We start from the raw sequence: 13,837 nt of genomic DNA, 5'->3' as shown, positions 1-13,837 counted from the left end.
ACAGAAGCCTCCTTTCGAAAAAAGAGAGTGGATGCGCCGACATAAATGGCGCATCTCACTTAAAATAAACGATCTATCTTGTCCGTGTTTGATATTTTCTGACGAGTACGAATAACGACCCGCCGAATAAAAGAATATACACCCAAAGCAGAGAGGTATCTCCCGTTTTCGGATTCAGCTGTTCAGAATCAGATTTGGTTTGATCATCTGTTGGAGTAAATGTCATCTGCTCTGCACCCGTTTCCTCTGGTGCTACATTCTCAAGTTGAGTTGTTTGAGAATCGTGATCATTTGGATTTTTGACAAAGCCAATACTCTCATCGTCTCCAATGACCGTTGAAATTCCGCTTCCCTCACCGAGAGCGATTCCTTTTGTGTCATAGACAAGTTTGACATCGTACTGCTCATGGTAGTTCGCAGCTGGAATATCAATTTTTACGCGTGCAGCCTGAGCTCCACTTAAACTTTTTGCTTCATATTGAATGACACGTGTATCTGCTTTTTGATCTGTTTTCGCGACAAGTGTCTCTTCAAACTTTCCGCCTGTCCCTACTTGGAATGACGTGATCGCTGAGCTGTTCTTCACTGTATATGAAACGAAATGTCGGCCATTTTTCACAACCAGTGTCGCAGGGCTCACGACGTAATCGTTCATGCGAGAAAGCTCATCCTTGTCTGCTTTCTTCATTGAGAAAGGAAGTTTGTATACACCATCTTTTAGCTGAGCCGTCTCTTGATTAGCTCCGCTGTTATTTGTTTCTGGTGATGGTGTGTTTGGTTTTGGTGTTTTTGGTGTTTCTGGTGCTGCTGGTTTTTCTTCCTCTACCTGCCCGTCTTTAACTGGAGCGATACTCTTTGAATCAAATTGAAAACGAATATCGTAGGTTTGATCATAGTTAGCGGCCGCTACTACAATGTGTACTTTTCCTTTTACCGCTTTTTTCAAATCACTTGCATCAAATGAAACCACTCTTGTATTCTTCGCTTCATCTGTGCTGACTGTCTTTGCTTCTTGATAAGAACCGTTGTGCTCTACTTTTAAAGAATCGACAGACTTATGGTCCTTTACCGTAAAGGAAATGGTTTGCTTTCCATTTTTGACGGTTAAGGATGCGGGATGTGAGAAGTATTGATTCATTCGAGATGCCTCATCTGTATCCCCTTTTAGCACACTGTAATTAATACGATATACGCCATCTTTTAATTGATTTTGCGCGGAATCATCTGGTTTTGTGCCATTGTTATTGCCTGGTGTTGTCGGTTGATCATCTGGCTTTGTGCCATTTTGATCATCCGGCTTTGTTTCGTTATCGTTTGGCTTTGTACCGTTTTGATCATCCGGCTTTGTTTCGTTATCGTCTGGTTTTGTACCGTTTTGGTCATCTGGTTTTGTACCGTTTTGGTCATCTGGTTTTGTTTCGTTATCATCTGGCTTTGCAGGTGTAACGAGTGTTAAGCTGCTTTGATCGAATGCAAACTGTACGTCATATGCTTCGTCATAAATAAAGCCGCCTAAATCCCAGTAAATTTTCACCCAGCCGTTTAATTTTGCTGATAAGTCGGCGACATCAAATTTGATCACACGTGTATTGGCTGTTTCGTCCTCACTGACCGTTTCAGTGGTAACGAGAGCACCATTTTGTTCAACCTTGAAATCTGTTATTTCTTTGCTTTGCTTCAGTGTGACATAGGCTGTTTTCTTGCCATTTTCCACAATGAGCTTGGCTGGCTTTTCTGTATAGGTATCCATCATGGACGCTTCTGTGCTGCCATTTTTTAAAATGGTGAATCCAACTGTGTATTCACCATCAACGAATGATGCCGCTTGAGCTGTTCCTTGAGGAATCTGAAACGCAGTCAACAAACTGAATAAAACGAGCAGAATGGCTGCCTTTAGATGAAAAAGACGTTTCAAATGGTGACACTTCCTTCCGTTAATGCTTGATGATCCACTTTCTTGCTAAAAACCCGCCTGAACATAAGACAAGCACAAGGAGCCACCCTGTCTGGTTTGTATCACCAGTTTGAGGATTCTCTTCTTGTTTTGTTGTGGATGAATCAGATGTTTTCGTTGATTCTTTTGATGGCTGCTGCTTTTCTGCCTCACCCGCTGATTTGTTTGTGCTGTTAGACGAAAGTGACTTGATGCTGCTTTCATCGAATTTCAGCTGAATGGTGTAATCATGATCATAATCAGCAGATTTCACAGTGACATGAATTTTTGACTTGATTGGTTTAGACAAGCTCTGTGCTTGGAACTGAACAATCCTTGTGTTGGCTTTTTTATTGGTTGAGAGAACCGTTGTATCGACATAGCCGCCATTTCCGGGTACTTTAAATTCCGTCACCCAGCTGCTATTTTTAATGGTCATTTGTACTGTCAGCTTCCCGTTTTTGGCAATCACTTTTGCTGGCTTCAGCCAGTAATCATTTGCCATGGAGACCGCATTTCCTTCAGCCTTGAGCACATTATAGTTGACGGAGTATGTACCATCCTTTAACGTGGCAGCCTGTGCGTTTGAAAAAGGCAGCATAAATGCCAATAATAAAGCGGTCATGAAGACTGATAGCCTCATCATTTTTTTCATCAAGCGAATTTCCTCCCTTTTTATTGAACAGATGCTGCATCAAACTTGAGACGAATGTCGTAATTACCTGTATATCCGATGGCCGGTACAGTGACGCTCACTTTTGCTGGTACGACTTCTGTCAGGCTGTTCACGTTGAATTCTACTGTTCTCTTATTCGCAGCTGTATTTGTACTGATTACCTTTGCATCTTTGTAGACACCTTGATCGAGCGTTTTAAAGCTAGTGATCCAAGAACTATTTGTTAACGTAACTTGTGCTTTGATTTTTCCACCCTTCACGACAAGCTTGGCTGGTTTTTCAAAATACGTATTCGCTGTTGAAGTCGAATCGCTATCTGCCTTCCAAACCACATATTGTGCTGAATGTTGACCATCTGCTAAACCAGCTGCTGATGCTGAGCTAATCGGGGCTAGAGCAAATAATAGAACAAAACTAAAAAACAATAATGCGTGTGATGTTGAACGAATGACTTTCATATGAACCCTCCTAAATGATATTGATAATTATTCTCAATAGACAATAAAAAAAATAACCTTTATAAGTGCTGGAACACACTTATAGATGATTATGATAATCATTATCAATCGAGTTGAAAAAATAAATCTTTGCTTCTTAAAAGCCAAAGATGTCTGTTTCTAAATGATGTATTGACACGTGTTTTAGGCAATCTGTCCCATTCATGATTCCATGGCATGACCTCCATTCCATTACAGGGAAAAGAACCCTCTTCTTCTTGATCTTATATGATGGGTGAATTTATTGTCAACATCATTTTTCATACTATTGACATAGATTTCTGGAAAATCACACAAAAAAATTTCGATCAGACACACTGATCGAAATGGATTAAGAAGGAACATGTTCCTCTATTTTGCTGTTTTTACGATCTAAAGACCAAGCATACATTTCACGAATAATCGCTTCAATTTTCTTCCCTTGAACTGTTAATTCGTATTCAATCCGCACTGGAATATCGGGGTATACCTTTTTCTCAACAAGTCCCTCAGCTTCTAAATCCTTCAGCCTTTCTGATAGTAATCTTCCGCTGATGTTCATTTCATTTTCAAGCTGACAAAAACGCTTAGGCCCTGTCAGAAGCTGATTGATGATGAGAATGACCCACTTCTTGCCTAGAATCTCCATGGCATCTGTAATTGGGCAGCCATCTACTTGAGCCATATCTTACTCCCTCCTGCTTTTTTCTCTTTTTTTCATTATAACACAATTAATTACTTGAAATAAGTCACTAACTATTATATAGTTTAGTTACTAAAAGTAACAAGGTATTCATTTTTTATAGATTTTCAAAAACATTTGAACATGCCGATGCATATATCATGAAGGAGATGACCGAGCTTGAAGACAATTGAGCAGCTAAGGCTGGGTGTGACAGAATTACATGTGTCCAGCTTTGATCGTTCTTTACCTTTTTATACAGACATTTTAGGATTTACTATATTAGAAAAGACAGATTCCGCGGTGACACTTGGCAGCAATGCAAAGGAACCGATCCTTTTGTTAAAAGAGAATGCACAGCTCAAAGAAAAGCCTGATCATGAGCCAGGTCTTTATCATTTTGCTGTTTTATTACCTACCAGAAAAAACCTGGGCACATGGCTGGCACATGTGATCAAAAAAGGCTATCCTTTAATTGGAGCAAGCGATCACTTTTTCAGTGAAGCCATTTATTTAAGTGATCCTGACGGCATTGGCGTAGAAATTTATGCTGACCGTCCTCAGGACATTTGGGTAGGTGAGCATGGAGAACTGAAAGGTGGCGGAAATGCACCGCTTGATGGAGATGGTCTCCTGCAAGAAGCCGCTGATACCACATGGGAAGGACTCCCTGCGGGCACAGTCATGGGACACTTGCATTTCCATCTCAACCCAGAAGAAGCAGATTCCTTATATGTCAATACGCTCGGTTTTCATATCCGAATGGCTCCACCAGCAAGCCTATTTATCGCCGCTGGTGTGTACCACCACCACCTTGCCTTTAATGCATGGGGACGCGGACGAAAAGGAGCCATTGATCCACGTTTTTCAGGAATTAGAAGCTATACACTGGTTTTTCCAGAAGAAGCAGACAGACAATCCGTCATCGAACGTCTGACAAAAGCAGGCACTCAAGTCAACACGACAGGAAAAAGCAGCGAATTTGTTGATCCATTTGGCGTTCTCGTTCGTTTACAGATTGAAGAAACAGACTAAAAAGAAGGTGCAGAATATGGACAAACACACAGAGCTTAAAACAGCCATATTAAAAGATAAAATCAAACGAGTACAGCAAGAAGACGGGTATATATATATCACTGGACCCATTAAACTGCCAGTGAATTTAGACGGCAGAACCGTCATGTTCAACTGGTATTCATGGTTAAAAGACGATGGAAAAGAGCCATTGTCAGATGAAGCTTTAATTGAAAGCCTTTCGTCCCGCCAGCTTGCTGATCATCAGCAGTCAAGCGTTCTTGTATATGGGGATTTTGAGCAAGCTGATGAAGCCCTTATCCGCATGCATTCCATTTGCCACACAGGCGATATTTTCGGAAGCAAGCGCTGCGACTGCGGATTCCAATTGAAGCAGTCTATGCGAATGATTGAGGACAATGGAGCAGGAGCTCTGTTTTACTTAGCCAATCATGAAGGCCGCGGCATTGGTCTTTTCAGTAAAGCCATGGCTTATATTCTTCAAGAAAACGGCTACGATACAGTAGAAGCGAACGAAGCTCTTGGTTTTGAAGATGACACACGTCAATACGAAGAAGCCATTGCCGTTCTTCAAACACTTCGTACAAAACCGGTCAGACTCATTACCAATAACCCGAAAAAGACAGATGCGATCAGCCATGCAGGTTTATCTCTTTCTGGACGCATTCCACTTTGGGGAGATGTCTCTGAATTTAACGAAAATTACTTGCAGACAAAAATCAACCGCTCAGGTCACATGAAGGCGGAGCAAGAGGTGCGTACGATTGCCACATCATGAGCGATATATGAAGCTAGCCCTTGATAATGCACGGGCAATGAAAGGTCAGACATCTCCGAATCCGCTCGTCGGGGCTGTGATTGTGCGAGAGAATGAAATTGTTGGAGTCGGTGCTCATATGAAAGCCGGTGAACCGCATGCTGAAATTCATGCACTCAACATGGCCGGAGACAAGGCAAAAGGAGCCACCATTTATGTGACCCTTGAGCCTTGTTCTCATCATGGCCGCACAGGCCCTTGCGCGGAAGCACTTGTGAAAGCCGGCGTCGAAACTGTTGTCGTGGCGGCACTTGATCCGAATCCGCTTGTCGCTGGCCGCGGGATTGCCATTTTACAAGACGCCGGCATACAAGTCATCACGGGCGTACTTGAACAAGAATCCATTCTGATGAATGAGGTATTTAATCACTTTATTACGAAAAAAACACCTTTCGTGACGCTCAAAGCGGGCATTACCTTAGATGGAAAAATCGCCTCTGCCACGTCTGACAGCAAGTGGATTACATCTGAGACATCCCGTTATGATGCTCACCATATCCGCAGTATCAATGATGCGATTTTGGTCGGTGCTCAAACCGTCATTCACGACGATCCATCATTAACTGCGCGGATTCCAAATGGGAACAATCCGATTCGAATTGTCTTAGACTCTAAGCTGTCAACACCACTGACAGCAAAGATCGTCACTGATCAGATGGCACCTACATGGATCTTTACAACAAAGCAAGCCGATGAGGAAAAACGAGCGGCTTTAGAAGAAGCTGGCGTCCGTGTCTTCATGACAGACAGCGACACGCGGGTGCCCCTGCAAGAAGTGCTTCAAGTACTGGGAGAAAAAAATGTCTCGTCTCTCATGATTGAAGGCGGCGGCCAGATTAACGCCTCGTTCTTAGAACAACAGCTTGTAGATAAATTGGTCATCTATATGGCGCCTAAGCTCATTGGCGGACGTCTCTCCCCTTCCTTTTTCGGAGGCGAAGGCATACGCCTCATGAGTGATGCCATTGAACTGGATCAACTCGCCGTAGAACCACTCGGAAAAGATATTAAAATAACGGGCTATCCTGTTTATCAATAACAAATAGGCTGTCGAGATTTCCTCGACAGCCTTATTATTGTCTTCTAGTCTTTCCTCTCTAAAAACTCAATTCGATTCCCAAAAGGATCTTCTACATAAAACCGATTGGCTCCCTCCAATGGCTCATCTTCTCTTATACGAATGTGATGCTTCAATAATGCCTCTTTTAATTCCGATAGACTCTTTACAAGAAAAGCCGGATGAGCTTTCTTTGCAGCTTGAAAATGTTCCTGAATGCCAATGTGAAGCTGATGATGACCGCATTGAAACCAGACGCCTCCACGTTTAGCTAGATTACTAGGCTTAGGGATTTCTTCCATTCCTAAAATTTCACCAAAAAACAAACGAGCTTTCTCTTCACTGCCTTTTGGGGCAGCTAGTTGAACATGGTCGATTCCAAAAAAGTTTGACATATTCCCCTCTCCCTTTCTTTTCTCAATTGGTTTTTCTATGTAGGGTTTCTTAAGTTTTTGCGATGCTGAGCAAATTGAATTGTTTTTGAGGTGTTTCTTACGATGTAGGGTTTGAATGACAATTTTAAAAAACAGAACTCCCCTGATAATGAAAGTTCTGTTCATTTAAGTGTCTCTTGAAATGACATTTGAAACTAAGACATATCATGCCAAGGTGTATGTGCGGTGATTCATTTTGGTGAAACTTGTCGTAAAATGTTCCATGTGAAACATTGATCGTTACTTCCCTTCGACCAGCCTGCCAAAGCTTTCTGGTGAAAGTCCCGGTGAAATGCGGACGCGGTGCAAGGACATCATGCCTTGTTCCTTCTTCGCATGTCCTGGTTCAGTGGTGACAGCCATTTGGTATCCGGCTTCCTTCGCCAGCTTCAACGTCTCTTCATTATAGCGCCCGACAGGATAGCTGACCATTCTCGTCCGCTGAGAAAATCGCTGATCGAAGAATGTCTTTGATCCTTTTAATTCCTCTTCCTGCTGCTGCTTTGATAATCGATTGAGCTCTAAATGATGAATTGTATGACTCTCAATCGATATCCCATGTGCCATCATCTCATCCATTTGCTCATCCGTTAAGTGATTAGGACGGCCAATGGATTGCTCAATCATGAAAATCGTTGCTTTCATTTCATACTGCTTCAAAACAGGAAATGCCTTTGTATAGTTATCCGTATATCCATCATCAAATGTAATGAGGACACTCTTCTTACTTGGCTTCGAATTTGTTGTGAAAACGCGGTACGCCTCTTCTGGCGACAGTGTGACATAGTCGTTGTCCTTCAGCCATTTCATATGAGATGCAAATTCGTTCTTTGGCACACGTAACGAGTTGCCGCTTGAGATACTGTGATACATCAAAATCGGAAGCTCGACCGGCTCCTTTTCCTTCATCCAATTTTGTGTCTCTATCCCTGCTGTTTCTTTTTTCTGCTGAATGTCTTTTGTTTGTAATGGACCCTTTTCCTCTTTGACGACTTGCTGGCTTCCTTCCAGCTGCTCCTTCATTCCCATACAGCCCGAAATGAGCAGCACCATAAGACCAACTGTCATCAGCATACATGTTTTCTTCATTCACCAATCCTGCTTTCTCTTTATCTACTGAATGATTATAACAGAAATTGGTTATTCATTGACATCTATTTTGACAGGGTATTCATTTTTTTACACATTTCGATCATTTCGATGGCGAGCAGATGAATGGTCTCTGTTGTGAGCATTTGATCTTCTGCGTGTATCAGCAGTAAAGAAAACGGAAGCTGTTCACCTGCCGCTTCTTTTTGAATCAGCGACAGATGCAGGGTGTGGATGCTTCGAAACGCTTCCTCCCCTTTTTCGATCAACTGCTGCGCTTTTTCAAAATCATCAGCTCTTGCTAGACGAATCGCTTCTACATAATGACTTCTTGCCTCGCCTGCATGGGCAATGATTTGAAAGGCTGCTCCCTGCATTTCCTCTAATACCGTCATCTGCTTCTCCTCCAATTATTCAAGATTCATTTGCTAGTTTCAGTGCATGCTCTAGAATTTTTTCTCCGTTTGCTGTTCCGTATAATCTCACATTGACGACATCGACAGGTATTTGATAGGGTGCCGCCGTTTTTTCTGCTGCTTTTTTCATAAAACTTACTTGCGGTCCAAGTAAAATCGCCTGTACATCCTCTCCATGCTCTTCTAGTTCATCCGCAATGGCTCCTTCAGGTATAGCATAAATATAGTAATCCAGTCCTTTAGCTTCTGCAGCAGCCTTCATTTTCGACACCACAATGGACGTCGACATTCCTGCTGCACAAGCGAGAATGATTCGTTTCATATCCCATCACTCCTATTGATAAATGACTTCTGTTTCAACCTGCAGTTCCCTTGTTTTGATTAATGTCTGATACCAATACGCAGACGCTTTCAACTGACGATTTCGTTCATTCTCCAGCTGGATTTCGACTAATCCGTAGCGGTTTTTAAAGGCATTCATCGGCGAGACATTGTCTGTAAATGCCCAAAGCATATAGCCTGTGCAATTCGATCCTTCTGCTTTCGCTTGAAGTGCCCGCTTCAAATGCTGGCTGATAAATGAAATGCGATACTGATCATCAATGATACCGTCTTCTGTTTTAAACCGTTCTTCCTTTTCGACACCCATGCCATTTTCGGCCACAAACCACTCAATATTTCCGTATTCTTCTTTTATCCTCATCCCCATATCATAGACAATCTTCGGGTAGATTTCCCAGCCTCTGAAAGGATTCATTTTTCTCCCTGGAAGCTCAAACATATCGTAATAATAGGAAGGATGAAAAGGTGTTCCTTCGTTCCAAGCCTTACTCGGTGCCTTGACACGATGCGGATAGTACAAGTTAAGCCCAACGACATCCACCGTATGATTCTTGATGATCTGAAGCTCTTCCTCTGTGGAATCGAAAAGAATATCATGCTTTTTCAACACATCGATCAGTTCCTCTGGATACTCCCCTTTGATGGAAGGATCTAAGAACACTCGATTAAAAAACAAATCATACATACGTGCGGCTTCTTGGTCATGAGGGGCAGACGATCTTGCATACGTCACTTCTGGATTGAGAATCACGCCGATTTTGGCTCCTGCCGATTCCTTCAAACCCATCTCCTGAAACAGTTTCACTACTTTTGCTGTTGCCAGTGCTTTATGATAGTTCCACTGCATCCATTTCTTCGTATTTTGCTCAAACGGATATCGGATGGCATCTAGATAAACACGTGTCTGGACAACAATCGGTTCATTAAAACTAAACCAATGCTTGACCCGGTCCCCGTAGCGCTCAAACACCTTTTCCGCATAGAGAACAAACAGCTCGACGACATGCTTTGATGACCAGCCGCCGTACTTCTCAAGCAAAACGGCAGGAAGCTCATAGTGCTCTAAGCAAAACATTGGTTCTACACCTGCTGCGATTAATTCATTGATCAGATCATCAATGTAACGAGCATAGGCCTCATCCACTATCCCATTCTCGTAGTCTATGAGAAATCTCGACCAATTGATTGATGTCCTGTAATGTGTCAGCCCAATCTCTTTCATTAAGTCTACATCTTCAGGATAGCGCTCGTAAAAGTTTGTCGCACCAGCCGGTCCATAGCCTTCGTGCCACACGTGATATCCTTCCTTATACCATAAGTCGATGTACGAGTCCTGATGCGCCCGCTTTCCCTTCCATCCCTCGGTCTGCCAAGCAGAAGCCGCAGCACCTAGGATAAAATCACTTGGAATCTCGATTTTTTTCATGTCGCCGCCTCCCTTTCCTGCGTCTGAATGTTTATTCTGAATCTGGTGCCGCTTCTGGCTTGCGGTTAGACAAGAGAACAAAGGGTAAATAGATGAAAATAGCCACCACAATACAGATAAGCTGTGTGATGACAGCTCCCATACTGCCAGCGGTGGACAGCCATGCATTCACAAGCGGTGGTGTCGTCCACGGCACCATCACGACCGCTTTTCCAGCGAATCCTGTGGCCGTCGCAATATACCCAATCGTACCTGTCACAAGCGGCGTGACGATAAATGGGATCGCCATCACAGGATTTAGCATCACGGGTAATCCAAAAATAACGGGTTCATTGATGTTGAACAGTCCGGGTCCAGATGAGAGCTTGGCAATGCTTCGCATCTCTTCCCTTCTCCCAGCAATAAAAATCGCAATCAAAAGACCAATGGTCACACCTGAACCACCGATGCTCATATACACATCCCAAAACGGCATCGTGATGATATTCGGGATTTCTTTCCCTTCTTGAAATGCTGTCATATTCACTGCAATCGATCCTAATAAGAGCGGCTCCCGGATCGGCTTAATCATCTGGTTGCCATGAATGCCGATCACCCAGAAAAATTGCGCCACAAACATTAACGTTAAAATCCCAGGCAGCCCCTGTACAACACTTTCTAACGGGCGCTGCACCACGTTATACACTGCTTCATGCAAATAAATGCCTGTCAAACGATGAAATGCAAAGCCGAATGAACTAATGATCGTAATTGTAATGATCGATGGGAAAAGTGATGAAAAAGATGTCGCCACATTCGACGGAACCGAATCCGGCATCTTGATTTGAAGCCATTTCACCTTGGTCAGCTTACAAAAAATCTCCACAGATACGATCGCAATGATCATCCCTAAAAATAAGCTTTTTGGATCGGAAAATTGTCTTGCCAGCACGTCTACAACCTCACGCATCGATCCATCGACTTCAAGAAGAAGTGTCGTTGGAATAACAGATATAAATGAAATCAATGCCATCAACCCTGGGAACAGAGATTTGTGCCCGTTGATTTTCCCAAGCTCAATCCCAATGAGGAACACAGCCCCAATGGTTAAAAAGTTCAGCGTGGCATAATTGATTGCCTTCATAATAGGCTGAAGCTCTGCTAAAAACCTGAATATCTCAAAATGAGCAAGCCCTGTTTCTGGGCTCATGATCATATTCGCGACCAGCACAGCAAAAGCTCCTGTAATGATGATCGGCATCAGTGTGACAAATGCCTGTTTAATCGCCATAATATATTTCTGGTTAGTGATGCGATAAGCCACATGCCCCATGACATCTGCCGCTTTCTCCTTGAAGCTCATGATCCGTCTCCCCCTTTGCAAAAACTCGTGATCATCCTCCTTTTTGATGTTATTTTAAAAGCGCTTTCATTAACATCTAATCTTTTTCCTCACAGATGCGGAAATGGGTGCCGCGTTTTTTCATTTGGCTGCTCCAATACTTGAAGCGCAGCTGTCAGTTCTTCAAATGAAGCAGCTTTGATGAGTTGCTCCACCACTTCCTTCCGTTCTGTCAGCCGCACAAGAAATTGATAAAGCGACTGTAATTCTTTTTGATACGTCTTCTGAATACTTAACAAGCATACGACTTGTACTCGATCTTCTCCCCACAGCACCGGCTTTTTCAACGTACAGATCGCACAAAACGTGTCATCTGTTGCCGGTTTAATTGGATGAGGAATCGCAACCAAATGACCAAAAGATGTGGGTGACACTTGCTCTCTTTCTAGCAATAATTGTTCAAACTCGTCTGGGATTCGCTGCTGCTCCTTTAGCACGTTCACGAAAAATTGAAGAACCTCTTCCCTTGATTGGAAATCTTGCTGAAAAAATGTCAGAGCCGGGGTCACATACCGCAAAACCCCTGTATCCTGTGAATTCTGCACAAATCGTTTCAGCCTCACAATATCATCGTCAGTTAGAATCGTATGTACATCAATTACTGGCACCGGCAATGTATTCTGAAGCGGAATGGTACTAATAATAAAATCAATGCATCTCAAATCATACGAAGGAAGTTCCCCGACACTTGCAGTTCCAGCGATCTCCAACCTTCCGCTAAAAGCCGCTGTGAGCTTATGAAGAAGAAGCTGACTGCTGGCGACACCCGTCGCACACACAATAAGGCATGTCTTTTTTACATGCTGTGATTTTGTCCGCTCGATTGCAGCCCCAATATGGAGCGCTAAATACCCAATCTCATCCTCAGGGATCTCAACACCCTCTTTTTCTTTCAGCCATCTCCCCATATAGACACCCGCCTCAAACGCAATGGGATAATGCCTTTTAATGTCTGGTAAATAAGGATTTCGAATGTTCATATCGTATTTAAAACGATGAATGGCGGAACGTAAATGAAGACTTAATCCAATGATCAGCTCCTTATCAAACTGAATATCAAGTGCCATGTGCTCCTCTACATAAGCAAGCAATTGGTGAGTGAAACGAAAATGATCTTCTTCCAGCAGATGAAATAGCGTGTGACCAGCCTCTCCATATGCCATCATCTTTGCCCCCATTAAGTGAATCGCGATGTACGCCATTTCAGATAACGGAAAATCAATCGCTAATACGCGGCGAATATCTTCTGCCATTTGTTGAGCTAACTGGAAAACTGGCTGCACTTGAATTTCTTTCAATTCCGCTTCTGGCATCTGAACCAGCTTTTTTTCTTCAATTCGTTTGCATGCAATGGCAATGTGGGTCACTAAATTACTTAAACCGATTTCTGATAGATGAAGTCCGGTGGCTTTTGTACGTGAGCGCACGATGTCCTGAATCAATTGATATGTTTCTTCAGGTAACAGTGCAGAGTTCGCGTGCTCCTGCTGAAACACATGCTCTGCCATACAATATCTTAATTTCATTTCATCGCCTGTCAGACGCAGGCCATATTTAGGCCGGTGCGATATAGAAAGTCCATGCAATGAAAACAAGTGCCTGACAGCTTTCAAATCATTTTTCACTGTAGATTCACTCACAAATAATTCCTCTGCCAATCCCTCTAATTTGATATAGTCTTCTGACAAAAGCAGCCTTTTTAATAGATAAGCCACACGGTCCTCAGGCTGATTGGGAATGGACGGTTCCTTTTTCTCATTCCTTTCTCTCAGTGACGTTTTCAAAAATGTACGAAATGCTCCATAATCTTCAACGCTCAATGTATACCCTGCCCCGCGTTTAATATGCAGTGCGGCACCATGTTCTTCTAAGATCATTTTAAGCGCTTTCATATCTGTTCGGATGGTTCGTGATGTGACTCCGATCACACGGGCAATTTCTTCACTTGTCAGTTCCTGCTCCGCTTGCATCAATCGTTTCAGAAGCTCCTCCTGACGTAGAGATAGCATGGGCTCTCCTCCCTTGGCATTTACTTTTGCCTATCATCATAAACGAAAATAGAACTCTTTGCCC

General features: G+C 43.0%; 14 protein-coding genes. 3 read left to right on the top strand and 11 right to left on the bottom strand.

Annotated features, from left to right (window positions below):
* Window positions 1–73 precede the first annotated feature (73 nt).
* The 4 genes from MHI60_RS08465 to MHI60_RS08450 form a co-directional block, all read right to left on the bottom strand.
* A complete protein-coding gene (locus tag MHI60_RS08465; RefSeq protein WP_144484029.1) occupies window positions 74–1,915 on the bottom strand; it encodes an NEAT domain-containing protein in 1,842 nt (613 codons plus the stop codon).
* Window positions 1,916–1,934: 19 nt separating this feature from the next.
* Window positions 1,935–2,588 (bottom strand): heme uptake protein IsdC, encoded by a 654-nt coding sequence (gene isdC, locus MHI60_RS08460; protein ID WP_095410072.1) that lies wholly within the window; start codon window positions 2,586–2,588, stop codon window positions 1,935–1,937.
* A gap of 20 nt (window positions 2,589–2,608) precedes the next feature.
* The gene (locus MHI60_RS08455; protein WP_144484032.1) at window positions 2,609–3,067 is read right to left on the bottom strand and encodes an NEAT domain-containing protein; all 459 of its coding nucleotides are present in this window, start codon (window positions 3,065–3,067) and stop codon (window positions 2,609–2,611) included.
* Between the two features lie 370 nt (window positions 3,068–3,437).
* Complete coding sequence (locus MHI60_RS08450; protein ID WP_095409901.1) at window positions 3,438–3,770, bottom strand: helix-turn-helix domain-containing protein; 333 nt, start codon at window positions 3,768–3,770, stop codon at window positions 3,438–3,440.
* Window positions 3,771–3,947: 177 nt separating this feature from the next.
* Here MHI60_RS08450 and MHI60_RS08445 point away from each other — a divergent pair, with 177 nt between their 5' ends.
* Genes MHI60_RS08445 through ribD form a run of 3 tightly spaced genes read left to right on the top strand, consistent with a single transcriptional unit; the run spans window position 3,948 to window position 6,658 of the window.
* Window positions 3,948–4,802, top strand: a complete 855-nt coding sequence (locus MHI60_RS08445; protein WP_144471737.1) for a VOC family protein — start codon at window positions 3,948–3,950, stop codon at window positions 4,800–4,802.
* Between the two features lie 16 nt (window positions 4,803–4,818).
* Complete coding sequence (locus MHI60_RS08440; RefSeq protein ID WP_095409903.1) at window positions 4,819–5,580, top strand: GTP cyclohydrolase II; 762 nt, start codon at window positions 4,819–4,821, stop codon at window positions 5,578–5,580.
* Window positions 5,567–6,658 carry a bifunctional diaminohydroxyphosphoribosylaminopyrimidine deaminase/5-amino-6-(5-phosphoribosylamino)uracil reductase RibD gene (ribD, locus tag MHI60_RS08435; RefSeq protein ID WP_095409904.1) on the top strand — a complete coding sequence of 364 codons (1,092 nt, stop codon included), beginning with the start codon at window positions 5,567–5,569 and terminating at the stop codon, window positions 6,656–6,658. The genes MHI60_RS08440 and ribD overlap by 14 nt, the downstream gene beginning before the upstream one ends.
* A 44-nt stretch (window positions 6,659–6,702) precedes the next feature.
* On the opposite strand, the gene MHI60_RS08430 is transcribed toward ribD, so the two are convergent.
* The 7 genes from MHI60_RS08430 to MHI60_RS08400 all read right to left on the bottom strand — a co-directional run bounded on the left by MHI60_RS08430 (window position 6,703) and on the right by MHI60_RS08400 (window position 13,773).
* Window positions 6,703–7,071 (bottom strand): VOC family protein, encoded by a 369-nt coding sequence (locus MHI60_RS08430; RefSeq protein ID WP_144471733.1) that lies wholly within the window; start codon window positions 7,069–7,071, stop codon window positions 6,703–6,705.
* 279 nt (window positions 7,072–7,350) lie between these two features.
* The gene (locus MHI60_RS08425) at window positions 7,351–8,199 is read right to left on the bottom strand and encodes a polysaccharide deacetylase family protein (protein WP_095409905.1); all 849 of its coding nucleotides are present in this window, start codon (window positions 8,197–8,199) and stop codon (window positions 7,351–7,353) included.
* 65 nt (window positions 8,200–8,264) lie between these two features.
* Entirely contained in the window at window positions 8,265–8,594 is a 330-nt protein-coding gene (locus MHI60_RS08420; RefSeq protein ID WP_095409906.1) for a PTS lactose/cellobiose transporter subunit IIA, read from the bottom strand.
* Window positions 8,595–8,613: 19 nt separating this feature from the next.
* Complete coding sequence (locus MHI60_RS08415) at window positions 8,614–8,937, bottom strand: PTS sugar transporter subunit IIB (protein WP_024423899.1); 324 nt, start codon at window positions 8,935–8,937, stop codon at window positions 8,614–8,616.
* Between the two features lie 12 nt (window positions 8,938–8,949).
* A complete protein-coding gene (locus MHI60_RS08410; protein WP_144484035.1) occupies window positions 8,950–10,383 on the bottom strand; it encodes a glycoside hydrolase family 1 protein in 1,434 nt (477 codons plus the stop codon).
* 31 nt (window positions 10,384–10,414) lie between these two features.
* Window positions 10,415–11,725 (bottom strand): PTS transporter subunit EIIC, encoded by a 1,311-nt coding sequence (locus tag MHI60_RS08405; RefSeq protein WP_095409908.1) that lies wholly within the window; start codon window positions 11,723–11,725, stop codon window positions 10,415–10,417.
* 89 nt (window positions 11,726–11,814) lie between these two features.
* Window positions 11,815–13,773 (bottom strand): BglG family transcription antiterminator, encoded by a 1,959-nt coding sequence (locus MHI60_RS08400; RefSeq protein WP_095409909.1) that lies wholly within the window; start codon window positions 13,771–13,773, stop codon window positions 11,815–11,817.
* Window positions 13,774–13,837 lie beyond the last annotated feature (64 nt).

It is taken from the genome of Bacillus sp. FSL K6-3200, from assembly GCF_038630485.1.
Taxonomy (GTDB): Bacteria; Bacillota; Bacilli; order Bacillales; family Bacillaceae; genus Bacillus; species Bacillus safensis.
This window is presented reverse-complemented; position numbering and strand designations above follow the sequence as displayed.

What these genes read in the sequence shown, in the direction of transcription:
- MHI60_RS08420 (WP_095409906.1), bottom strand. Translation starts at nt 8,594, where the DNA reads ATGACGGTATTAGAGGAAATGCAGGGAGCAGCCTTTCAAATCATTGCC.
- MHI60_RS08425 (WP_095409905.1), bottom strand. Translation starts at nt 8,199, where the DNA reads ATGAAGAAAACATGTATGCTGATGACAGTTGGTCTTATGGTGCTGCTC.
- MHI60_RS08400 (WP_095409909.1), bottom strand. Translation starts at nt 13,773, where the DNA reads ATGCTATCTCTACGTCAGGAGGAGCTTCTGAAACGATTGATGCAAGCG.
- MHI60_RS08410 (WP_144484035.1), bottom strand. Translation starts at nt 10,383, where the DNA reads ATGAAAAAAATCGAGATTCCAAGTGATTTTATCCTAGGTGCTGCGGCT.
- MHI60_RS08450 (WP_095409901.1), bottom strand. Translation starts at nt 3,770, where the DNA reads ATGGCTCAAGTAGATGGCTGCCCAATTACAGATGCCATGGAGATTCTA.
- MHI60_RS08405 (WP_095409908.1), bottom strand. Translation starts at nt 11,725, where the DNA reads ATGAGCTTCAAGGAGAAAGCGGCAGATGTCATGGGGCATGTGGCTTAT.
- MHI60_RS08430 (WP_144471733.1), bottom strand. Translation starts at nt 7,071, where the DNA reads ATGTCAAACTTTTTTGGAATCGACCATGTTCAACTAGCTGCCCCAAAA.
- MHI60_RS08415 (WP_024423899.1), bottom strand. Translation starts at nt 8,937, where the DNA reads ATGAAACGAATCATTCTCGCTTGTGCAGCAGGAATGTCGACGTCCATT.
- MHI60_RS08455 (WP_144484032.1), bottom strand. Translation starts at nt 3,067, where the DNA reads ATGAAAGTCATTCGTTCAACATCACACGCATTATTGTTTTTTAGTTTT.
- MHI60_RS08440 (WP_095409903.1), top strand. Translation starts at nt 4,819, where the DNA reads ATGGACAAACACACAGAGCTTAAAACAGCCATATTAAAAGATAAAATC.
- isdC (WP_095410072.1), bottom strand. Translation starts at nt 2,588, where the DNA reads ATGAAAAAAATGATGAGGCTATCAGTCTTCATGACCGCTTTATTATTG.